This is a genomic window from Haladaptatus sp. ZSTT2, assembly GCF_037081775.1.
GTDB lineage: Archaea > Halobacteriota > Halobacteria > Halobacteriales > Halococcaceae > QDMS2.
Genome location: NZ_JBAMHQ010000001.1, coordinates 2,517,012 through 2,538,334 on the forward strand (window position 1 = coordinate 2,517,012; position 21,323 = coordinate 2,538,334).

22 protein-coding genes and 1 tRNA gene are annotated in these 21,323 nt (G+C 57.9%); 15 read left to right on the forward strand and 8 right to left on the reverse strand.

The window, feature by feature from the left end; genetic code table 11:
• Positions 1–34 precede the first annotated feature (34 nt).
• On the reverse strand, positions 35–892 hold the full coding sequence (locus tag V5N13_RS13685; RefSeq protein WP_442905080.1) for an acyltransferase: 858 nt from the start codon (positions 890–892) through the stop codon (positions 35–37).
• A gap of 102 nt (positions 893–994) precedes the next feature.
• Between V5N13_RS13685 and V5N13_RS13690 the strand changes: the two genes are divergently transcribed.
• A complete protein-coding gene (locus tag V5N13_RS13690; RefSeq protein ID WP_332898484.1) occupies positions 995–1,195 on the forward strand; it encodes a DUF5800 family protein in 201 nt (66 codons plus the stop codon).
• Between the two features lie 40 nt (positions 1,196–1,235).
• Complete coding sequence (locus tag V5N13_RS13695) at positions 1,236–1,370, forward strand: hypothetical protein (protein WP_336361217.1); 135 nt, start codon at positions 1,236–1,238, stop codon at positions 1,368–1,370.
• Positions 1,371–1,478: 108 nt separating this feature from the next.
• Here the strand turns inward: V5N13_RS13695 and pan1 are convergent, their stop codons facing one another.
• Positions 1,479–2,690 carry a proteasome-activating nucleotidase Pan1 gene (gene pan1 / locus V5N13_RS13700; protein ID WP_336361218.1) on the reverse strand — a complete coding sequence of 404 codons (1,212 nt, stop codon included), beginning with the start codon at positions 2,688–2,690 and terminating at the stop codon, positions 1,479–1,481.
• Between the two features lie 164 nt (positions 2,691–2,854).
• Here pan1 and V5N13_RS13705 point away from each other — a divergent pair, with 164 nt between their 5' ends.
• The 4 genes from V5N13_RS13705 to rad50 are packed head-to-tail and all read left to right on the forward strand — an operon-like array spanning position 2,855 to position 7,636.
• Complete coding sequence (locus V5N13_RS13705; protein ID WP_332898489.1) at positions 2,855–3,118, forward strand: MarR family transcriptional regulator; 264 nt, start codon at positions 2,855–2,857, stop codon at positions 3,116–3,118.
• A gap of 27 nt (positions 3,119–3,145) precedes the next feature.
• On the forward strand, positions 3,146–3,496 hold the full coding sequence (locus V5N13_RS13710; protein ID WP_336361219.1) for a hypothetical protein: 351 nt from the start codon (positions 3,146–3,148) through the stop codon (positions 3,494–3,496).
• A gap of 7 nt (positions 3,497–3,503) precedes the next feature.
• Positions 3,504–4,970, forward strand: coding sequence for a DNA double-strand break repair protein Mre11 (mre11, locus tag V5N13_RS13715; protein WP_336361220.1), 1,467 nt, complete (start codon positions 3,504–3,506; stop codon positions 4,968–4,970).
• Entirely contained in the window at positions 4,967–7,636 is a 2,670-nt protein-coding gene (rad50, locus tag V5N13_RS13720) for a DNA double-strand break repair ATPase Rad50 (RefSeq protein ID WP_336361221.1), read from the forward strand. Before mre11 ends, rad50 begins: the two co-directional genes overlap by 4 nt.
• Here rad50 and V5N13_RS13725 read toward each other — a convergent pair.
• From V5N13_RS13725 to V5N13_RS13735, 3 genes are all read right to left on the reverse strand, one after another.
• Entirely contained in the window at positions 7,616–8,038 is a 423-nt protein-coding gene (locus tag V5N13_RS13725) for a DUF7346 family protein (RefSeq protein WP_336361222.1), read from the reverse strand. The two genes, rad50 and V5N13_RS13725, sit on opposite strands and share 21 nt — an antisense overlap.
• Positions 8,039–8,063: 25 nt before the next feature.
• Positions 8,064–8,378 (reverse strand): DUF7322 domain-containing protein, encoded by a 315-nt coding sequence (locus V5N13_RS13730; RefSeq protein WP_336361223.1) that lies wholly within the window; start codon positions 8,376–8,378, stop codon positions 8,064–8,066.
• A gap of 70 nt (positions 8,379–8,448) precedes the next feature.
• Positions 8,449–8,634 carry a DUF7331 family protein gene (locus V5N13_RS13735; RefSeq protein ID WP_332898495.1) on the reverse strand — a complete coding sequence of 62 codons (186 nt, stop codon included), beginning with the start codon at positions 8,632–8,634 and terminating at the stop codon, positions 8,449–8,451.
• A gap of 117 nt (positions 8,635–8,751) precedes the next feature.
• Between V5N13_RS13735 and V5N13_RS13740 the strand changes: the two genes are divergently transcribed.
• The 8 genes from V5N13_RS13740 to V5N13_RS13775 all read left to right on the forward strand — a co-directional run bounded on the left by V5N13_RS13740 (position 8,752) and on the right by V5N13_RS13775 (position 17,104).
• Positions 8,752–11,445, forward strand: coding sequence for a DNA-directed DNA polymerase (locus V5N13_RS13740; RefSeq protein ID WP_336361224.1), 2,694 nt, complete (start codon positions 8,752–8,754; stop codon positions 11,443–11,445).
• A gap of 290 nt (positions 11,446–11,735) precedes the next feature.
• Positions 11,736–12,656, forward strand: a complete 921-nt coding sequence (locus tag V5N13_RS13745; RefSeq protein ID WP_332898497.1) for an ABC transporter ATP-binding protein — start codon at positions 11,736–11,738, stop codon at positions 12,654–12,656.
• 32 nt (positions 12,657–12,688) lie between these two features.
• Complete coding sequence (gene sufB, locus V5N13_RS13750; RefSeq protein ID WP_336361225.1) at positions 12,689–14,119, forward strand: Fe-S cluster assembly protein SufB; 1,431 nt, start codon at positions 12,689–12,691, stop codon at positions 14,117–14,119.
• 1 nt (position 14,120) lies between these two features.
• On the forward strand, positions 14,121–15,332 hold the full coding sequence (sufD, locus tag V5N13_RS13755) for a Fe-S cluster assembly protein SufD (protein WP_332898499.1): 1,212 nt from the start codon (positions 14,121–14,123) through the stop codon (positions 15,330–15,332).
• Positions 15,333–15,434: 102 nt separating this feature from the next.
• Positions 15,435–15,926: a ferritin-like domain-containing protein gene (locus V5N13_RS13760; protein ID WP_332898500.1), complete on the forward strand. Its 492-nt coding sequence runs from the start codon at positions 15,435–15,437 to the stop codon at positions 15,924–15,926.
• Complete coding sequence (locus V5N13_RS13765) at positions 15,923–16,381, forward strand: metal-dependent transcriptional regulator (RefSeq protein ID WP_332898501.1); 459 nt, start codon at positions 15,923–15,925, stop codon at positions 16,379–16,381. Before V5N13_RS13760 ends, V5N13_RS13765 begins: the two co-directional genes overlap by 4 nt.
• A gap of 49 nt (positions 16,382–16,430) precedes the next feature.
• Complete coding sequence (locus V5N13_RS13770) at positions 16,431–16,889, forward strand: universal stress protein (protein ID WP_336361226.1); 459 nt, start codon at positions 16,431–16,433, stop codon at positions 16,887–16,889.
• Between the two features lie 142 nt (positions 16,890–17,031).
• Positions 17,032–17,104, forward strand: a tRNA-Gln gene (locus tag V5N13_RS13775).
• Positions 17,105–17,160: 56 nt separating this feature from the next.
• On the opposite strand, the gene V5N13_RS13780 is transcribed toward V5N13_RS13775, so the two are convergent.
• Genes V5N13_RS13780 through V5N13_RS13790 form a run of 3 tightly spaced genes read right to left on the reverse strand, consistent with a single transcriptional unit; the run spans position 17,161 to position 18,969 of the window.
• On the reverse strand, positions 17,161–17,811 hold the full coding sequence (locus tag V5N13_RS13780) for a hypothetical protein (protein WP_336361227.1): 651 nt from the start codon (positions 17,809–17,811) through the stop codon (positions 17,161–17,163).
• Positions 17,801–18,403, reverse strand: a complete 603-nt coding sequence (locus V5N13_RS13785) for a hypothetical protein (protein WP_336361228.1) — start codon at positions 18,401–18,403, stop codon at positions 17,801–17,803. Before V5N13_RS13785 ends, V5N13_RS13780 begins: the two co-directional genes overlap by 11 nt.
• Positions 18,400–18,969, reverse strand: a complete 570-nt coding sequence (locus V5N13_RS13790; protein ID WP_336361229.1) for a DUF2732 family protein — start codon at positions 18,967–18,969, stop codon at positions 18,400–18,402. The genes V5N13_RS13785 and V5N13_RS13790 overlap by 4 nt, the downstream gene beginning before the upstream one ends.
• 815 nt (positions 18,970–19,784) lie before the next feature.
• On the opposite strand from V5N13_RS13790, the gene V5N13_RS13795 reads away from it, so the two are divergent.
• The gene (locus tag V5N13_RS13795) at positions 19,785–21,281 is read left to right on the forward strand and encodes a hypothetical protein (protein WP_336361230.1); all 1,497 of its coding nucleotides are present in this window, start codon (positions 19,785–19,787) and stop codon (positions 21,279–21,281) included.
• Positions 21,282–21,323 lie beyond the last annotated feature (42 nt).

Sequence of the window (21,323 nt, forward strand, 5' to 3'; positions counted from 1 at the left end):
CACATACCGTGGTTACCCAAAATTGCCTTTCGGTCTATTCGGTGGCTTCGTCTTCGGTGTCGCGGACCTGCGTAATCTCGCCGCGGGCGCGAATCGAGCCGTCGATGACCGCGCCATCGTGGAGCAAGAGGTCTTCACAGGCAACATCGCCGAGGATGCGGCTTCCCTCCGTCACCGAGACGGTTCCTCTACGCGTCGTCACGTCGCCGTGAATCTGCGTTCCCTTGCCAATCGAAATGTCACCGCGACCGCGGAGGCTGCCGAAGATGTTGTTGTCATCCCCGACTTCGATGGATTCTGCGCGGATGTTCCCGTGCAGGCGACACTCGTTGCCGATGGTTGCGGGCGTCGAAACCCGCCACGCGTCGTCGCTGACGTGGGCGTTTCGTGGGATGACGACCGGTTCGTCCTCCGGTTCGCCGCCGTCTGCGAGTTCGGTGAGGACGGACTCTGCAGCCTCTTCTTCACCGAGCCGGAGGAGCTGTGAAAGGTAGATGAACAGGAAGACAATGGTCGGCACCGGATTGCGAATCACGATCCAGCCGTTCGCTTCGAAGCCGTTTTCGATGTTCACGTCGTCGCCGATGTCCAAGTCTCCAGAGACGATGAGTTGGCCTTCGATGTGGACGCGCTCGCCGAGGTAGGCGTCCTGGCCGACGAGGACGTTTCCGGCGATGTCAGACCACATGTCGATACGACAGTCGCCCTCCGCTTCGATATCGCCGCCGAAGGTGACGCCCTCACCGGCGATGACGTTGCGTCCGCGAACCCCAAACTCGACCGTGCTGCGCGCGCCGACGAAAACGTCGCCGTCGGTCACGAGGTCGTGTTCTTCAACCGTCGTCCCGTCTGGGATGGCTAATTTGTCGAGAGGGTCCGAACGCAGTGGCACGAAACAAACTCGTCTCTCTGCTCGTATTAATCCTCCGTGAATGTCTGACGAGTGGCTGACGAGGTCGGTTGGTTTTTACTCTGCAAGATAGTACCCTTCCCTATGACGGTTCTTTCCTTTGATAAGCAGGGTGTTGATGTCGTCTACGAGGGGTCTGAGTTTCGCTTAGAGCGTGCGTTCGTCGAAGAAGCAATCGGGAAATCCTACCCCGACATCACCGACCACGAAATCCTCAAAATCATCGAGAAAAACCCCTCGCTCAACGGCCCGGCCCGCCGCATCGAAGACATCCTTCGCACGTAACGGCAAAAGACTCAAGAGACGACCGAGCAACGGTTTGCGTATGAACCTTCCCGCGCAGTTCGACCACGACTCGTTTACGGCCGCGATTGGCGCGTTTCTCGGCTACGGCGTCATCCTCGCGGCGATGACACTGTTGTTGTTCGCCATTCCGTACCTCGCCTTCCTCGCCCTGTAGCTACGCGACTGCGCTTTTCTGCCATCTGACCACACGCCGCGCTCATCAATTCATAACGAGGCAGAGCACAAGCGCTCGAATCGAGCGCCAAACAGAAAAACAGCGGTTTCAGGCGAACGTCTTCGAGACGTCCTCGTCTTCTTCTTCGGCCTGAATTTTCGCCCACGCGTCCTGGAAATCTTTCATCGCAACGTTGGTGCGCCCATCGCGGATGGCGAACATCCCGGCTTCCGTGCAAATCGCGCGAATGTCCGCACCGGAGGCGTTGTTCGTCACTTCTGCGAGGTTCGAGAAGTCCACGTCGTCATCGACGTTCATTTTGCGCGTGTGAATCTCGAAGATTTTCTCGCGGCCTTCAGGGCCGGGCTTTGGCACTTCGATGAGGCGGTCGAACCGGCCCGGACGAAGGATGGCGCGGTCGAGCATGTCGAAGCGGTTCGTGGCCGCGATGATGCGGATTTCCCCGCGCTCTTCGAAGCCATCCATCTCGGAGAGCAACTGCATCATGGTGCGCTGGACTTCAGCGTCACCCGAGGTTTTCGAGTCCGTGCGCTTGCTCGCGATGGCGTCGATTTCGTCGATGAAGATGACCGCAGGCTCGTGGTCGCGGGCGACCTGGAACAGGTCGCGCACCAGCTTTGCACCCTCACCGATGAACTTGTGGACGAGTTCCGAGCCAGCCATCTTGATGAAGGTGGCGTTGGTCTGGTTGGCGACGGCTTTCGCGAGCAGCGTTTTCCCCGTGCCCGGTGGGCCGTAGAGCAGCACGCCGGACGGTGGCTGAATCCCGACCTGTTCGAACATCTCGGGGCTTTCGAGCGGCATCTCGACGGTTTCGCGCACTTCGTTGAGCTGCTCTTCGAGTCCCCCAATGTCCTCGTAGGTCACGTCGGGTTTGTGTTCGACCTGCATCACCCGAGCGCGGACGTCCGTCTCGTCGTCTAGCGTTTTGACGATGGAAAGAGAGTTGTTGACGGCGACGCGCGTGCCCGGTTCGATCTGATCGAGCATCTCGTCTGTGACCTCGGTGAGCGCCTCCTGGTTGTTCCCGTGCTGTTTGATGACGACACCTTTCTCGGTGATTTCCTGAATCGTCGCAATAAACAGCGGAGACTGCTTTAATTTCTTGTTCTCGTGGGTCAGTCGTTCGAGTTTCTGTTGATACTTGTTGTTCTCTGCGTTGGCGTCGAGGAGCTTGTCGCGCATCTCCTCGTTTTGTGATTCGACCACCTGCAAGCGCTGGCGCAAAGCCTCAATTTTCTCCTGCTGTGACGCGTCCTCATCGTAGGGAAGGTCCACGTCGTCAACAGTATCAGTCATTACACCGGCTTAGGTCGCAAGTTCATAAGAGGCTTCGGGTAATCCCCGCCAACATATGACACATATGACGGCCGGATTGACTCTCCAGAAACGCAGGCAATATGCTCTAAAGTAATAATCACTATCCGGAATTATTAATATCGAGTATCTGCACACCTCTGATAATGAGTACACAAGAGCCAGTCGTGGCGGACGAAGAGCAAGATCGGTGGGAACTGGTACGCGAACTTCCCCCAAGTGCGAAACTCGTCGCGAAAATCCTCGATTACAACGACACGCTCACCCAGAGCGAACTCGTCGAAGAGACGCTGTTGCCACCGCGGACGGTGCGCTATGCGCTCAACCGGCTCGAAGACGCGGGCGCTGTCTCCTCTCGCTTCTCGTTTACCGATGCCCGAAAGCGCCTCTACTCGCTCGACCTCGAATAGATATAGGAAGCCGAACCAGCGGGGACTGTGCCCGACACAGACCCATCGACCGTCACGGTAAAACGTGCGCTCAGACGGCTCGCTTTTTCCGTTTCAGCTCCCCAGTCAGCCAGTCGTGACCCGGCTGCATGCCCGGATTCGACTCAAATTATCACTCGCGCTGTCGCGGCGATAGACGACATCGAACAGGCGGCGGACTTTCTCACACACGTTGGCATCGACCGGTTCGAGCAGGCACTCACAGAGTGCGAACGCGCAGGGACGACCTCGCTCGTCCAATCGGGACGCGAGGCTGCAGCGGCGTACCGGGCGTATCGTCGCGCGGCCAATCACTTCCGCTCTGGTCGCGGAACCCCTTTACGTCGAGACGCGAAATAGCTTCGACATGACTCGGGTGATTCACACGGGGGACACCCACATCGGCTATCAGCAGTACCATGCTGCAGAGCGCCGAGAGGATTTCCTCGCTGCCTTTCGACAGGTCGTAGACGACGCGGTGGCGGCGGACGTTGACGCCGTCATCCACGCTGGCGACCTCTTTCACGACCGCAGACCGGATTTACAAGATTTGCTCGGGACGCTCTCTGTCCTGCGAACGCTCGACGACGCCGACATCCCGTTTCTCGCCATCGTCGGCAACCACGAGGGGAAACGCAACGGCCAGTGGCTCGACCTCTATGAGAACCTCGGCCTCGCCACCCGTCTCGGCAGTGAACCATACCTTCTCGGAAACACCGCCTTCTACGGCCTTGACTTCGTCCCGCAGTCACAGCGCGACCAACTCGCGTACGACTTCGCTCCACACGACGCTGCGCACGCCGCACTCGTCACCCACGGCCTGTTCACGCCCTTCGACTTCGGGGATTGGGACACCGAAGTCCTCCTCGAAACGGCGTCAATCGACTTCGACGCGATGTTGCTCGGGGACAACCACAAGCCTGGCAAGACGCAGGTCGGCGAGACGTGGGTCACCTACTGTGGCTCAACCGAGCGCGCGAGTGCCACCGAGCGCGACGACCGCGGCTACAACATCGTCACCTTCGATAATGGCGTAGACATCACTCGTCGAGGACTGCTGACCCGCCAGTTCCACTTTATCGACATCGAACTCGGTGAGGGCGAAGGCATCGACCACGTGCGCGACCGCATCCGCGAATACGACCTCGACGACGCCGTCGCGCTCATCACCATCACCGGCGACGGGGAGTCCCTCTCCCAAGCCACGGTCGAAGAATTCGCAACCGACCGCGGCGCGCTCGTCGCGCGCGTGACCGACAAACGCGAGTACGACGCCCCGGAAACCGTCTCGAACGTCTCGTTTGCAGACCCGGACGAAGCCGTTCGCGAGCGCGTGCGCGAACTCGGCCTGAGCGGGGCCGCCATCGAACTCGACGAGGTGGTTCGCGCGAGCAAACTTGCGAACGCGAACGTGCGAGACGAGGTCGAAACGCGCGTCCGCGAACTGCTCGAAGACGACGACTTCGCGGCATTTTCGCCCGCGCAACGCGAGGAGCCAAACGAAGCGAGCCAGCAACCTGCCGATGCGGACGACGACGTGACCGATGGCGAGACTGACGGAGATGCGCCCGAAGCAGCGACAACGGAAGCAGCCGCTGCCGCGAGCGAAGATGCCGACGACACCGACGAGACGGACGACGCGACCGCTGAATCAGCGCCTGAGTCTGAGGCGGGAATGGAAGCTACACCTGACGCTGTAGGCGACACAGATACAGCCGAAGAGTCGGATTCAGCAGCGACAGAAGAGACAGCCGAAGACTCACCTGATGACTCGCCTGCGACGAGTGACACATCCGGCGGTGCCTCCCAACGTTCCATGGAGGAGTACCTATGAGATTCGAGCAGATTCGCTTGGAGAACTTCAAGTGCTACGACGACGCCCACCTCGGCCTCGAACATGGCGTGACGGTCATCCACGGCGTCAACGGGAGCGGCAAATCCTCGCTGCTCGAAGCGTGCTTCTTCGCACTCTACGGCCCCAGTGGCTTCGACCGCAGCTTAGACGAGTTCATCACCATCGGCGCAGAGGAGGCCGCGGTCGAACTCTGGTTCGCACACGCTGGCGCAGAGTACCGCATCGAGCGCCGTATCAAACTGCGCGGCGAGCGCGCCCAGACGACAGCCTGCGTGCTCGACACTCCCGAGGGAACCATCGACGGCGTAAACGACGTGGAAGCGCACATCCGCAACCTGCTCCGGATGGACGCGGATGCGTTCGTCAACTGCGCCTACGTCCGCCAAGGCGAGGTGAACAAACTCATCAACGCCTCCGCACGCGAACGCCAGTCGATGATAGACGACCTCCTCCAGCTCGGGAAGCTAGAGGAGTACCGCGAACGCGCGAGCGACGCACGTCTTGGGGTCAAAAGCGTCCTCGACGACCGCCACGGGAGTCTCACGCAACTCGACGACCAGATTGCAGAAAAAGAGGCGAAGAACTTCCACGAGCAACTGAACGAGGCCGAGACCAAACTGTCGAAGACCGAATCGAACATCTCGCGACTTGAAACGTCGCTCGAAACAGCAGAGAACACGCGCGATGAGGCCACAGAAATCCTTGACGCGTACGAGGAGAAACGGGAGAAACTCAGCGAGATTGCAGACGAGATATCGGACGTTCGCGAGAGTATTCGAAAAGATGAGAGCGAACGCGACGCGCTAAAAGAACGTATTCGTAATCTCCGAGAGGCCACAGACGAACTTAGAGACGACCTCAACGAACAGGTCGCAACGAGCGACTTAGCAGAAGCGACTGAGGAGGCAGTCGAATCGGCGCTCACCGAACTTGAAGCCAAAGACGACGACTTGCACGACCAGATTCGTGAGAAGAGCGTCGAGGCCCAGTCGCACACGAGCGAGGCAGAATCGCATGAAGAGCGCTCCGCAGAACTGGCGGCTGAAGCAAAACAGAAGCGCGAGGAAGCGACGGAAACCGCTGAAGCCGTTGAATCCGACGAGCAGACGCTCACCGAGCGCCGGGAGAAGGTCACCGAAATCGAAGACCAGATTGCCGACGTGCGAGCGACCTTCGACGACGCCCCAATCGACTTTGGCGAGGCTGCCACGTTCCGCGAGCAGTTAGCCGAGGAACGAACAGAATTGGCCTCGACGGAGACCGACCTGCGCGCCCGAATCGAAACTCTACGCTCGAAAATAGAAGAGGCAGAGCAACTGCTCGCCGAAGGTAAATGTCCAGAGTGTGGTCAGCCAGTCGAGGGCTCACCTCACGTCGATTCACTGGAGGATGACCGCGAGACCCTTGCAGAACTCGAAGTGGAACTCGAAACGCTCATCGAGGAGAAGGAAGCTCTCGAAACGCGAATCGAGACGGCCGAGTCGCTCCGCGAAGCCGAGCGAACGGTTACCGACCTCGAAAGCCAGAAGGAAAACTTCGAGCAACTCGCTAAAGAGCGCGAATCGACGCTCGAAGAACGGAGAGAAGCAGTCTCGATGCTTCGAAAAGACGCAGAAGAGTTGGACGAACGAGCCGAGAAAAAGCGTGAGGCAACGACGGCCGCAGAAGCAAAAGCAACCGAGGCCCGTCAATCCATTGCCAAACTCAATCAACAGCGGACGGCGCTCAGAGAGAAGAAGACCCGGCTCTCTGAGATTCAGGCACTCCTCGCTGACATCGTAGACAACGAGACGCAGATGGAACAGAAGCGCGACCGGCGGTCACATCTGAAAGAGATAAACGAAGAGCGTCGGGAACGAGTAGCCGACCTCACGTCGCGAAAATCCGAACTCGAAGAGGCATTCGACGAGGCAGCCATCGAGAACGCCAAGAACCAGAAAGCTCGCGCCGAGAAGTATCTGGAGGAGAACACACCGAAACTCGATGCCTTTACCGAGCAACGTGATTCGCTCAAAGGGCAGATTGGCGCACTCGAAAACGCCATCGAGGAACTCGAAAACCTCCGCGAACGGCGCGACCGCGTCGCAGACGCCGTCTCGCATTTAGAGTCGCTCTACGACGAGGCAGAAGACCTCCAGAACATGTACGGTGACCTTCGCGGCGAGCTTCGCCAGCGCAACGTCGAGACGTTAGAACGCATGCTAAACGAGGTGTTCGACCTCGTCTACCAGAACGACTCGTACTCGCGCATTGAACTCGACGGCGACTACGAACTCACCGTGTACCAGAAAGACGGCGAGGCACTCGCCCCAGAGCAGCTATCGGGTGGCGAACGCGCCATCTTCAACCTCAGTCTGCGGTGTGCCATCTACCGACTGCTCTCTGAGGGTATCGACGGGGCCGCACCGATGCCGCCGCTCATCCTCGATGAGCCGACGGTGTTCTTAGACGACGGGCACGTCACCCAACTCATCGAACTCATCGACTCGATGCGAACGCTCGGCGTCGAGCAAATCGTGGTCGTCTCGCACGACGAGGAACTGGTCGGGGCGGCAGACGACCTCGTCGTGGTGGAAAAAGATTCGACGAGCAACCGGTCGCACGCGGAGCGAGAAACCCGTGAGTTACCCGCGGAGTTGCTGTAGCGCCTCGGTTGCGCGAGCAGTTGTTTTGTAGCCGCGCTCGCCAAACACGTCCGTTTCTTCGACGAGGCCAGCCGCGCGAAACTCGCTCATCGTTCCATACAGCGTGCTCTCGCACTTGTCGTCCGTTTCCATGAGTTCGCGGGCGGCGAGCGGGCCGGTTTCTTCGAGATGGATGAGCAGGCCAAGCGCCCAGTCGTCACGGGTCGCAGAGAGGAGTTTTCTTGTGGGTTCGGGGACCGTTCGCGCGAGGGTTTCGAAGGTGGATTCGCCAGAAGCGTGCGTGAGACGGTCGTTTTCGACGTAGAACTCCTCGCCGGTTTCTGGGTCGCGGACGCGGCTTGCGTCGCTCGATTCGCTGATGAGTACGAGGTGGCGTCCTGTGTCGTCGGTGACCGTCCGCATGGGTAGCAACAGGTGTCCGCGAGGGTTATCGGTTCTGGTGGGCGCGGTACTTTGCGAGCCCGTAGACGAGCGAGAGCGCGCCGATGGCGAACACGGGGCCGCCGGTCCAGTAATCGGCTCTGAAGTACATCAACATCGCACCGAGGCTGAGGGCGAACAGGGCGACGTTGAACGTGAGGACGAGCGACCAGAACGTGCGAAAAACGTCGTCAGGAATGTCAGAGACGTCCGAGCTCGGCATTTTGACCGAGGGGATTTCCGGGCCGATGTCCGTATCGGGGTTGAACTCCTTTGGCTCATCCGGCCAGGCGTCGGATTGCTCTTCCTCTAGGTCAATCACACTTGCCCTACGATGTCGGTAAAAAAGTATTCTCCGACGTGTGTTTTCGCTTCGGTACCCCAAACCCCTCTTATGCCACGTCGCGGAGTAGAACTGCGTGCGTGGCCTGTACCCACGCAAGTGGATTCTCTGCGTCATAGAGCACGATTCCGTCCTCTGTCTCATAGACCTCTGTGGTCTCGACTCCGTCTGGAACGGCTGGCTCTGGTCTGTCAGCGCTATCTGGCTGCCGACGCGGACTTGCGTGGTTTGACATTAGGCCATTTCACCTCGAAGTATGGTATGTGTTATCATATTATATGTTTTGTGGATGAAGCAAGCGCGGGCGACAGACCGCTGGTGTTTTTATCAGCCGAACGACTTTGATGAGACAATGACGCAGACGGGGCTCAACCAGTTTGCCGCCGACGAGCAGGACGAAGACCGGCTCGCCGCAGAGGCACGAGCAGTCGCAGGCGACGACGGGAGGGGTGCGGTCGTCGTCGATTCGGCGGCGAAAAAATACCCGGATGCGACGGGCACCGTCGAACTAACGGTCTCGCAAGTCGATTACACGCTCGTCGGGAGTGGCGACCAAGAAGCGCCCATGTTGCACGTGTTCGGGCGCACCACCGAAAACGAGTTAGAACACGTCATCGTCTCTGGCTTCCGCCCCTACTTCTACGCGCCGACAGCGTCGCTATCGGATGATAAACTCGACCTCGACACCATCACCGGCTGGGAGGAGGGCTACGAGAGCATCCGCGGCGAGAAACTGACGAAAATTTACGGGCGCACCCCCCGCGACGTGGGCCAGATGCGCGACCGCTTTGACCACTTCGAGGCGGACATCTTGTTCCCGAATCGCTTGCTCATCGACAAGGACATCACGAGCGGGATTTCCGTGCCTGAGCGTCGTGGCAACGACGGGGCGATTCACGTCCCCCACACCGAAATTGAAGCCGTCGATGTGGACGCAGACCTCCGCATCAACACCTTCGACATTGAGGTCGAAGACCGAAACGGCTTCCCGGAAGACGGCGAGGAGCCGATTATCTGCCTCACCAGCCACGACTCGTTCGACGACGAGTACATCATGTGGCTCTACGAGGCTCCCGGCGGCGAGCGTGGCCCCGATGAACTCCCCGACTACGACCCAATCGAGGGCGACATCACCTTCGACATTCGTCGTTTCGAGGCCGAAGACGAGATGCTCGCCGCATTTCTCGACTACCTCATCGAAACCGACCCGGATGTCCTGACCGGGTGGAATTTCGCGGATTTCGACGCGCCGTATCTCTTAGACCGCCTCGAAGAACTCGAACGCGGCTCTGAGTACGACCTGAACTACAACCGCCTCTCGCGCGTAGACGAAGTCTGGCGCTCTGACTGGCAAGGGCCGAACATCAAAGGACGCGTCGTGTTCGACCTGCTGTACGGCTACAAACGCACGCAGTTCACCGAACTCGACTCCTACCGACTCGACGCGGTTGGTGAAGTCGAACTCGGCATCGGGAAAGAACGCTATGCGGGCAGCATTGGCGATCTTTGGGAGGAAAACCCGTCGAAGCTCCTAGAGTACAACCTGCGCGACGTGGAACTCTGTGTCGAACTCGACCGCAAGCAAGGCATCATCCCCTTCTGGCGCGAGGTGGCGTCGTTCGTCGGGTGTAAACTCGAAGACGCGCCGACGCCGGGCGACGCGGTCGACCTCTACGTGCTCCACAAGGTACACGGGAGTTTCGCGCTACCCTCGAAGGGACGCGCAGAGAGCGAAGACTACGAAGGCGGAGCGGTGTTCGACCCAATCTCGGGCGTCCGCGAGAACGTGACGGTGCTCGACTTGAAGTCGCTGTACCCGATGTGCATGGTCACCATCAACGCCTCGCCCGACTCCAAGGTTGATTCCGACTACGACGGTGAGACGTTCGTCGCACCGAACGGGACGCACTTCCGGAAACAACCGGACGGCATCATCCGGGAGATGGTGGACGAACTGCTCACCGAGCGCGAGCAGAAGAAAGAACTCCGGAACCAGAACGACCCCGATTCTGCGGAGTACGACCGCTTCGACCGCCAGCAGGCGGCGGTCAAGGTCATCATGAACTCGCTATACGGGGTGCTGGGTTGGGAACGTTTCCGCCTCTACGACAAGGAGATGGGCGCGGCGGTGACGGCGACGGGCCGTGAGGTTATCAACTTCACCGAACAGTCCGCGAACGACCTTGGCTACAACGTTATCTACGGCGACACGGACTCCATCATGCTCTCGCTTGGGCCGGACGTGGACAAGGAGACGGCCATCGAACAGTCGTTCGAGATTGAGAGCCACATCAACGAGGCGTACGACGCCTTCGCACGCGAGAAACTGAACGCCGACGAACACCGCTTCCAAATCGAGTTCGAGAAGCTCTATCGCCGGTTCTTCCAGGCGGGCAAGAAAAAGCGGTACGCGGGCCACATCATCTGGAAGGAAGGCAAGGACGTAGACGACATCGACATCACCGGCTTCGAGTACAAGCGTTCTGACATCGCGCCGATTACGAAGGAAGTCCAGCTTCGAGTTATCGAGATGATCGTCCACGGCGAACCGTTAGAGGAGGTCAAAACCTACGTCCACGACATCATCGCAGATTTCAAAGAAGGGAACGTAAATTTCGACGACGTGGCGATTCCCGGTGGTATCGGCAAGCAGTTGGACAACTACGACACCGACACCGCACAGGTGCGCGGGGCGAAGTACGCCAATCTCTTACTCGGCACGAACTTCCAGCGCGGGAGCAAGCCAAAGCGCCTCTACCTCGCAAAGGTCCATCCGTCCTTTTTCCGGCAAATCGAGGAAGAGAGAGGGCTTGACCCAGCGGGAATGAGCGCCGACGAACTCCTCTATGGCGAGTTCAAGCGCGACCCGGACGTCATCTGCTTCGAGTACGAAGACCAAGTTCCCCCAGAGTTCCACGTCGATTGGGATAAGATGCTAGAGAAGACGCTTCAAGGACCTATCGAGCGCATCTTAGAAGCGCTCGACATCTCGTGGGAAGAGGTCAAATCCGGGCAGGAGCAGACTGGGCTTGGCAGCTTCATGTAACTGTCTGTGATGTGATGGGTAGTCTGGTTCGTAATGCGAAATCACGGTGCAGACGGTCGATTTTCTCTGGGTTTCCATCCGTGATTGAGTATCTCTAGCAAAAATCGACACACTGAGACTGTGTTATTGGGAACACCGTTCCGTTACCAACAACAACTGTTTCTGAATATGCACAATTGCTTTTCTGAAGCGAAAACTTCTGTTTGCTCAAATCGAAAACCTTTGCGCAAGATTGCGAAAGGATTATGGGCGCGACGTACCCATCTCAGGACGACTTAGGTGTCTCCAGAATGGCTAGGCTAGAAATCAAAAACCTACACGCAGAAGTAGCAGAAGAGGACGGCGAGCAGATTCTCCGCGGTGTGAATCTCGAAGTTAAATCCGGCGAGATTCACGCGCTGATGGGACCAAACGGCTCCGGGAAGTCGACGATGGCGAAGATTATCGCCGGTCACCCGGCCTACGAGGTCACCGACGGTGAGATTCTGCTCCACCTCGAAGCAGACGAATACGCCGACTTAGAAGAGGCAATTCCAGAGGCCCGTCGCACCTGGAACCTCCTCGAACTCGAACCACCAGAGCGTGCCGCACTCGGCATCTTCCTCGGCTTCCAGTACCCAGCCGAGATCGAGGGCGTCACGATGGTCAACTTCCTTCGCACCGCACTCAACGCGAAACTCGAAGAGCGCGAACACCTCCTGTTCGGTGAGGACGACGAGGAAGCAGCCGAAGAAGAAGAAGAATCCGGCTACTCCACCTCCCCGATGGAAGGACCAGCAGACGACGGCGAAGTCGGCGTCGCTGAGTTCCAGCAGATCCTCAAAGAAAAGATGGAACTCCTCGACATGGACGAGAAGTTCGCCATGCGCTACCTGAACGCCGGGTTCTCCGGCGGCGAGAAAAAGCAGAACGAAGTGCTTCAGGCAGCCATCCTCGAACCGTCCATCGCCGTGCTCGACGAAATCGACTCCGGGCTGGACATCGACCGCCTGCAGGACGTCTCGAAGGGCATCAACGCGCTCCGTGACGAGGTCGGGACGGGCATCCTCCAGATTACCCACTACCAGCGCATCCTCGACTACGTCGAGCCTGACCACGTCCACATCATGATGGACGGGAAGGTCGTAAAGAGCGGCGACGCGTCGCTCGCAGAGGAACTCGAAGACAAAGGGTACGACTGGATTCGCGAAGAAGTCTACGAGACAGCGTAAAGGGACTGTAAGACAAACACCCACACAAGATTATGAGTTCACAAGAAGACCACCTCAAGAAAACCGACACCGAGGCCCGCTTCGAGTTCAAAAAGGAGCAGAAGTCGGCGTTCAAAACGGAAAAAGGCCTCAATGAAGAGACAATTCGTCTCATCAGCGAAGACAAAGACGAGCCCGAATGGATGTTCGAGCGTCGTCTGCGCGCGCTGAAGCAGTTCCAGAAGATGCCGATGCCGACCGACTGGCCGGGCCAGCCCGACCTGACGGAGCTCGACATCAACGAGATTGTCCCGTACATCCGCCCGGACGTGGAGACACGCGGCGGTGTCGACAACTGGGACGAACTGCCAGAGGAGATTCGAGACACGTTCGACAAACTCGGCATTCCGGAAGCTGAACGCAAGGCGCTCTCGGGCGTCGGTGCGCAGTACGAATCCGAGATTGTCTACCAGAACATGCAAGAGCAGTGGGAGGAAAAGGGCGTCATCTTCTGCAACATGGACCAAGCGGTCCGTGAACACCCAGAGATCGTCAAAGAGTACTTCATGACCAAATGCGTGCCGCCAAGCGACAACAAGTTCGCGGCACTCCACGGTGCGGTCTGGTCCGGTGGCTCGTTCGTTTACGTCCCAGAGGACGTAACCGTCGAGATGCCAGTCCAGGCGTACTTCCGCATGAACTCGGAGGGGATGGGCCAGTTCGAACACACGCTCATCATCGCAGAGAAGAACTCCGAAGTCCACTACATCGAAGGCTGTTCGGCACCGAAGTACGGTGTCCACAACCTCCACTCCGGTGGCGTCGAAGTGTTCGTCAAAGAGGGCGCACACGTCCAGTACTCGACCGTCCAGAACTGGTCGAAGAACACGTTCAACCTCAACACGAAACGCGCCATCGTCGAGAAGAACGGGACGATGGAGTGGGTCTCCGGGTCGATGGGGTCAAAAGCAACGATGCTCTACCCCGCGACCATCCTCAAAGGCCCCGGTGCGCGTGACAACCACATCACGATTGCATTCGCTGGCAAGGGCCAGAACATCGACACCGGCGCGAAGGTGTACCACAATGCGCCAAACACGAAGTCCACCATCGAGTCCAAGTCCATCAGCAAGGACGGCGGCCGCACGAACTACCGTGGCCTCGTCCACATCTCTCGGGGAGCAACCGGCTCCTCTACGAGTGTCGAGTGTGACGCGCTGATGTTCGACAACCAGTCCACCTCGGACACGATGCCATACATGGAGATTCAAGAGTCCCAAGTCGACGTTGCCCACGAGGCAACCGTCGGGAAAATCGGCGACGAGGACATCTTCTACCTCCAGAGCCGTGGGCTCGATGATGACGAAGCAAAGCAGATGATTGTCGCCGGGTTCATCGAACCCATCACGGAAGAACTGCCAATCGAGTACGCCGTTGAGCTGAACCGGCTCATCGAACTCGAAATGGAGGGCAGCCTCGGATAACATGAGTGCGCAAGTACACGCCAACCTCAGCGAAGAACAGGTTCGCCAGATCAGCGAGCAACTCGACGAACCCGAGTGGATGCTCGACACGCGTCTTTCCGCCCTCGCGGCGCTCGAAGACGCCGAGATGCCCCACGTCATCCGGACGCCCGGGCGCAACTGGACCAACCTCGCAGACTTAGACTTCGAGTCGTTCGTCGATCCGCTCAACGCGGCCGAAGACAAAGACCAGGTTGGCCCTGACAACGTCGAAGTCCTCTCCTTTGCGGAGGCACTGGCCGAACACGAAGACCTCGTCAAAGAGCACTTCGGTTCGGTCATCCCGACCCAGGAGAACTACCTCACGGCCCTCTCTACGGCCCTGTTCACTACGGGCACCGTCGTCTACGTCCCCGAGGGCGTCGACGCAGAGGACGTGAAGATTCGCACTACGATGAACTCCCGGTCGCTGTTCAACTACACGCTCGTCATCACGGAGGACTCCTCCTCGGTGACCATCCTCGAACGCCAGTCCACGGGCGAGGCAGTCGAGGGCGAGCGCTACTACAGCGGTATCGTCGAAATCGTCGCGGGCGAGAACAGCCACGTCCAGTACGGCTCGCTCCAGAACCTCGACGAGGAAACGTACAACTACCAGCTCAAGCGCGGCCAGACTGACACCTACTCGACTATCAACTTCATCGAGGGCAACATCGGCTCTCGCATGACGAAGTCCTCGGTCGAGACGCAGCTCAACGGAGACACCTCGGAGACGAAAATTGTCGGTGCGTTCTTCGGTCACGACGACCAGCACATCGACATCGCCTCGCGCGTCTGGCACAACGCAGAGCACACGACCGCAGACCTCGTCACGCGTGGCGTCCTTGACGACGCCGCACGCTCTGTGTACGAGGGTGTCCAAGACGTTGGCCGCGAGGCCTGGGACACGAGTTCCTACCAGCGTGAGAGCACGCTGATGCTCTCAGACCAGAGCGAAGCGGACGCGAGTCCGAAGCTCATCATCAACAACCACGACACAGAGGCAAGTCACTCCGCCTCCGTCGGACAGGTTGATAAAGAAGACCTTCTCTACATGACCTCACGGTCGATTCCAGAGCAGGTTGCCAAAAATATGCTCGTCGAAGGCTTCTTCGTCCCCGTCTTAGACGAAATCGAAGTCGACGAGTTCCGCACGGACTTAGAATCGCTCATCGTAGAGCGTCTTTCTCCCTAAACGGGTGAGTAGGGAACTGCTTAAGTTCCCCTCGCTCTGAACTACCCTTATGCGAATGGTCACGACGGCGACGGTCTCTGGTCGTCATGCGGGGTGCGCGCTATGAGCCTTGGCCAGCGCGTCTCGTCGGACCACCAACTCGCCAGACTGCTCCAGATTGGAGTCGTCTTAGAAGAAGTGGTCGAAGCGAGAGCCCACCACCACTACGAATCGCTCGGCAAAGATGAACTGGACGACGAGATCGTCCACCTGCTCGAACACGCAGCAGAGGAGTCAGCCGAGCACCGCGAACGACTCTCTGCGCTCATCGACGAACTCGACGCTGAGGTCATCGGCTACGAAGAAATCGAGATGCTCGTCTCAGAGCGCTACGGGCGCACCAAACCAGAGGACTTCGACGGCCTGCTCTACGACCAACTGTGCAACGAGGAGACGGCCTACAAGTTCTACGACGACCTCATTGACGCCATCGAAGCGAGCGACACCGCCTTTACCATCGACCGGAATCGCCTCATCGAAACCCTAGCTTCTATCCGTGAGGAGGAAGCAGAGGGCGTAGAAGCAGTGACGAAACTCATGGAGACGCGCGAATGAACACCGCCGACCAATACCTGAAAGCAATCTACCTCGTCCAACAGATGGAAGACGGCCCGGCCGCCACGGGCAAACTCGCAGATATGCTCGAAGTGAGTCCCGCGAGCGTCAACGAAATGGTCGGGAAACTCGAATCCCGCGACCTGCTCATCCACGAGAAGTACAAGGGCGCGTCGCTCACCGACGAGGGCATCATGCGCGCACGCGACTCGCTGCAGACCTACTGCATCATCGAGCGCTTCCTCATCGAAGTGCTCGGCGTAGAGGAGTTTAACGCCGAGGCGAAAGCGCTCGAAAGCGTCATCGACGAGACGGTGGCAGACCGCCTCGATACGATTATCGACCGTGACTCACAGTGTCCAGACTGCTTCTCAGCAGAGGACGACGTGTGTTCGTTGCTCGTCTCCGAACTCGAATTCTCCCAGTCGTCTTCGCAGTCGAGTCCGGCGAAGTAACCCGGTTCCGTCGGCATCTTTTATCACACTTCCTTGAGTAGCCACTGGCATGGACACTGGATTGGTTGTCGTCGAACCCATCGACAGCACACGAGAACTCGTCCGCGAAGCCGGTGCGCTCGCCAAAGGGAGCGACGGTCGGCTCATCCTTCTCTCTATCCTCCCCGAAGAGGAGTACGACGAGCGCCACGAGGCCCGCAGACAGGGTTCTGACTTCGAGACCACCTACACGTTAGAAGAGGCAGAAGACGAAGCCCTACGCCTTGCACGCAAGATTGGCCTCGAGGAACTGAAGCCCCTCGACGTGCCCTACGAGACGATTGGTGTCGTCGGGCAGCTCACAAAGCGCATTCTCGCCACCGCAGCGGAACGCGACGTAGACCACATCTTCCTCGTCGGAACGCGCCGGTCGCCCTCTGGGAAGGCGCTGTTTGGCGACGTTGCGCAGTCTATCCTCCTCAACTTCGACAACGGGCCGGTCACTGTGTTGATGCAAGACCGAGAGTGACACACCTTCACGGGCTTGCGGATTCTCGAAGCGTTCAAGTATCCTGCAAAGATACGTCGAAGTAAGTCGCGTACGAAGGCGTGACAGAAGTCCCATGGTGTCTTCACGCCGCGCGTGAAGGCTGATGGGGCAAACGAAGTGCAGTCCCATGGTGTAGTGGCCAATCATAGCGGCCTTTGGAGCCGTTGACTCCGGTTCGAATCCGGGTGGGACTACTTTTCCCGAAGCACAACCCTGAGCCGTTTCTGTGAGAAAAACTCCACCATTCACGTCACCGACTCAGGAAAATCCCCAAACTCAGCGTTATCAGGAGTAAGCCGCCAACGAGGCCGAAGAACACTTTGATGAGCGGGTAGCTCTCCTGCAGTTGTCCGACGTAGGCGTAGCCAAGGGCGGCGATGACGACCGTGACGAAGGCGAGCACCATCCACGGTTCGAGGACGGGCCTCAGGGATGTGCGATTGCGAGTGTGTGCGACACGCGTGTACGGTCTACGGTGAAACGAGAGTCCTTGCAAACCGTATCGACTTGCTACGTTTCGTTGCTCTGCGATGCGTCGGACGTCTGCGTTTCCGTCGGAGATGTCCCACCAGTAGATGGCGATGTAGTTGAACTGCTTGCCGAGTGCCTTGAGCTGGAACTGAAAGGCCTTCATGCCGGAGGCGCGGGTGTCGCCGATGATTGCGATACCAGTCTCACCGTTTACCACCACGTCTGCAGAGAGGCTGCCGCGGCGGCGTTCGATGATATCTTGTTCCCAAATGGGTCGGTCGTCGGTGTTGAGACTCGCATCGAGGTAGTTGCTCAGTCGTTGCCCCAGCGTGTCGGTCTGTTGTGCACCCTCCGGATTCCAGCTATCCAGGAGGGTGCAGACGGCGTCAAACGTTTTCGCTGAACCTCCTGAACCGAGGTTATCGGCCATCGTTCGTGGTTCCAGTGGCTGACTTGAGCGGTTGAATCGATGGTGAGTCAGTTGCGTCGAACGTTACGCAGAAATCCATCGGCTGTTGGAGGATTCGTCTCGTTTTCTGGTCAACGGTGTCAGAAATCACGTACAGTGCGGTTTTTTGGGTCGATGTGACACGCTTTGAGACCAGATAGAGGAGTCGATAAATCGATTGGGCGGGTTCGTGTTTGAGCAGCGCATTGATGTTCGTGATGTAGAGGATATCACAGCGTGGAGTCGCGTCGAGTGCTTCGAACAGTTGCTTCCCGAGTTCTGGAATGGGGATGTGTGTCGCAGGGTCGTTTGAGCCGTCGCCAGAAAACCCGATTTTGGTGAGTGGCAGGTTGAACGATGCGTCGGTGAGCTTTTCGGTGTAAAACGGCTGGTCACAGCTCGAAATGGCGATGCCAAGACCGCTGTTCGCGTCTTCTATATGGCTGTGAAAGTAGTCCCAACTTTGGTCTGGTTCACCAACGACGAGGATGTTTGCTCGGGGGAGGCTCGACTCCTCGTGTGGAACCCCGCGCGCGTCTTGTGCGTTGTTCTCAGTGGGCGTAGAAGTAGTCATTCTCGAAGGATTGCAAAGACGTCATCGTTCGGAAGCTGATAGAGTGCGGCACCGGCTTGTTGGTCTAATCGCTCCCACTCTTGTTTGAGCGAGTGGTACACCTCACTATGTGCAAGCTCCGCACTAGATTTGTGCGTTTCAAGCAACGCCAGCTTTGAGCTGACGGAGAACAGCTGTTTGAGGCGGTCGTCGTACTCAGCGCGCGACAACATGCGATTGATGATGTTCTCGAGGTCGTCTTTTCCGACGGGTTTGACGAGATAGTCGTCGAACCCCATTTCGTAGATATCGAAGTCTGGCTCTATCGCAGAGATGATGGCGACGGTGCAGTCGAATCCTTGGTCGCGAATCCAAGCGAGCACCTCGTCACCACCCATCTGTGGAAGATTCCTATCAAGGAGAATAACATCGAAAGAGTCGTCGAGGATGTCGAGTGCTTCCCGACCCGTGTATGCAATTTCGATGTCGTATGTCGACCCTATCCACTTGGCATAGAGCTCTGCAATATCTTTCTCGTCTTCCACGACCAAGACGCGATGCGTACTGGAACCGCTCGTATCGTTCATGTCTTTCCCACCAACTATCAATATGGTTACTGTTGGAACTATAATAGGTCACACGGATTTGACAAATGCGGATAGCATGATTTAAAACATTTTATGCCGACATTTCCCCGGCGATCCGCCCAGAGATTGGAGTGTGGCAGTCACAGTTCCTGATGAGTCGGCAAGTATATAATAATCAATCATTCACAATCTGGGGCGCGCGCAACACCCGACCGACAAATTTTTGTGGCGAATATTGCCAGAAATGATTATCCAATTGATATTATTTTTCGTCAGTCTCACAGTGACACATCATGTCAGTGTTCATTCAATCCTGTGGTATGAAAACCCTAAAAATCGGAGGTTATGACCTCTCTAAACGTGACTGGACGAGGAACCACTACAATTGTTGATAAGTGTGTGAAATCGTGATGGATTCGGATAATTGCGGAATGTCCATAATCCGAAATCTAGGTTTTCGGGCCTTGAAACCGCTGAAAAACACAAATGCAACGGTGTGAAACGATTCGTTAAGCACTGCCTAGTATCACCTATGGAATCGGACATAATTCAGTCCATGTCAGGATATTACTGAAAGCATAACAATTTTATATCCTTGTAAGAATGTTAATATTAGAAAGTAATTCAAACGGGAATTACTATCACGAGAATAAGAAAATACGGCTTGGCGATAGCTACGGGTATAGTCCCAACTCCACTCATACGGCATTCGACGTGCCCGAGAATCGCTACAGAAAAACATGGAACACTTCGACAACATCTCTCAATCGGCAGCACAGGACGACTCTACTTCGCACATCGGGCGACGCAAATTCATGGGCGCAGTTGGGGCAACTGCCGCGGGCGCAACACTGTTCTCTTCGCAGAACGCGAAAGCAGCGACCACGACCAGCATTGAAGACGGCTACAGTCGTGTCATCGACATCGTCGAGGACGCAGGGGCTGACAACACTGGCACGGAGTCAATCACGCCAATTCTCCGCAAGTACGCGGGCGATGATACGCTCATCAAGTTCCCACCGGGCCGATACTACATGGACTCACAGTTCCGATTTACGGGCTTCCGGAACTTCGGGCTGGTTGGCGACGACGCCACGCTCGTCCCCGCGAACTACGACGAGTTCGACGGCCCGCAGTACCGTCTGTTCCGACTTGGCATCTACTACAACCCCGGCGTCGACCTCCGTGTCCAGGGGTTCACCGTTGACCTCACCGCAGAACGCACCGGGATTCGCGCAATCGACGCGATGGTCGATGACGGCCTGTTCGTAGACGACATCACCATCGTTGGCCGCCACGACACGGGCACGTTCGGGCCAGCGCTGTTCTCGATTACGTCTCCAGACGGCAAGGGCATGGTCAAGCGCTTCCGCGCCAACGACGGTGGTGCGTGGGACGAAAACACGCCTGGCGACCTCTGGCGGGGGCCAACGGGCATCCTTTGCAGCCAGTACCACACGGGCCAAATCGAGTTCAAAAACTGCGAACTCGACGACTGGCCGGACAACGGCCTCTACGCGGTGACCAACGGTCGCGTCATCGTGAACGGTGGGCGCTACGCCAACAGCGAGGCAGCGAGCATCCGCCTCGGTGGCCACGACTGCATCGTCACGGGCGCAGAAGTCGTCGTCGACAAGCAGAACCCACAGAATCAGAACCAGCGGGGCATCCGGCTCGACGCAGGCCCCAACATGGCGGTCGTCGATACGACGATCCGATTGGAAAAACCCAACGGACACGCGCTCACCGTGATGAACGACTGTGAAAGCGCGTACCTCCGCGGCCTCGATATCTCTATCGGCGACGAAGTCTGCCACGGTATTGTTGTCCAGTCGCAGGCCGGCCCAACCGAGATTGTTGACACGAACATCGACATCCAGCGCGGCGGCAACGCCATCCAAATCAACGGCACCGACGCGGGCAAAGTACACTGTGAGTACGTCGACATCACGGGTAACGCAGACGGCGACTCGTGGCGCCACGCTATTCGCTGCAACCGCAACGACTGCGAGTTTCGCGTCGTGAACGTCAACCAGCCGGGCGACTACTTCCGACGCGCACTCGTGCTCAACGGCGACAACGTGCTCGTCTACCGTGGCAAGCAGGCCGCAACCCACGTCCCAATCGTGGTCAACAGTGCGGGCGCATGGATCGAACGCATCGAAGCGGAGTCGTTCAGCGGGCGCGAAGGCATCAAGCTCAACAGCACGAGCTCTGACGTAACCATCAAGCGCAGCACCATCGCAAACGGCATCTGGGACAAGAGCACTGACGGACCGCGGATGTACGGCAACGAGTTCGAATTAAGTTAATTAACTCTTCTGGCCGTTTCGGTGTCCACGATTGGCCCACAC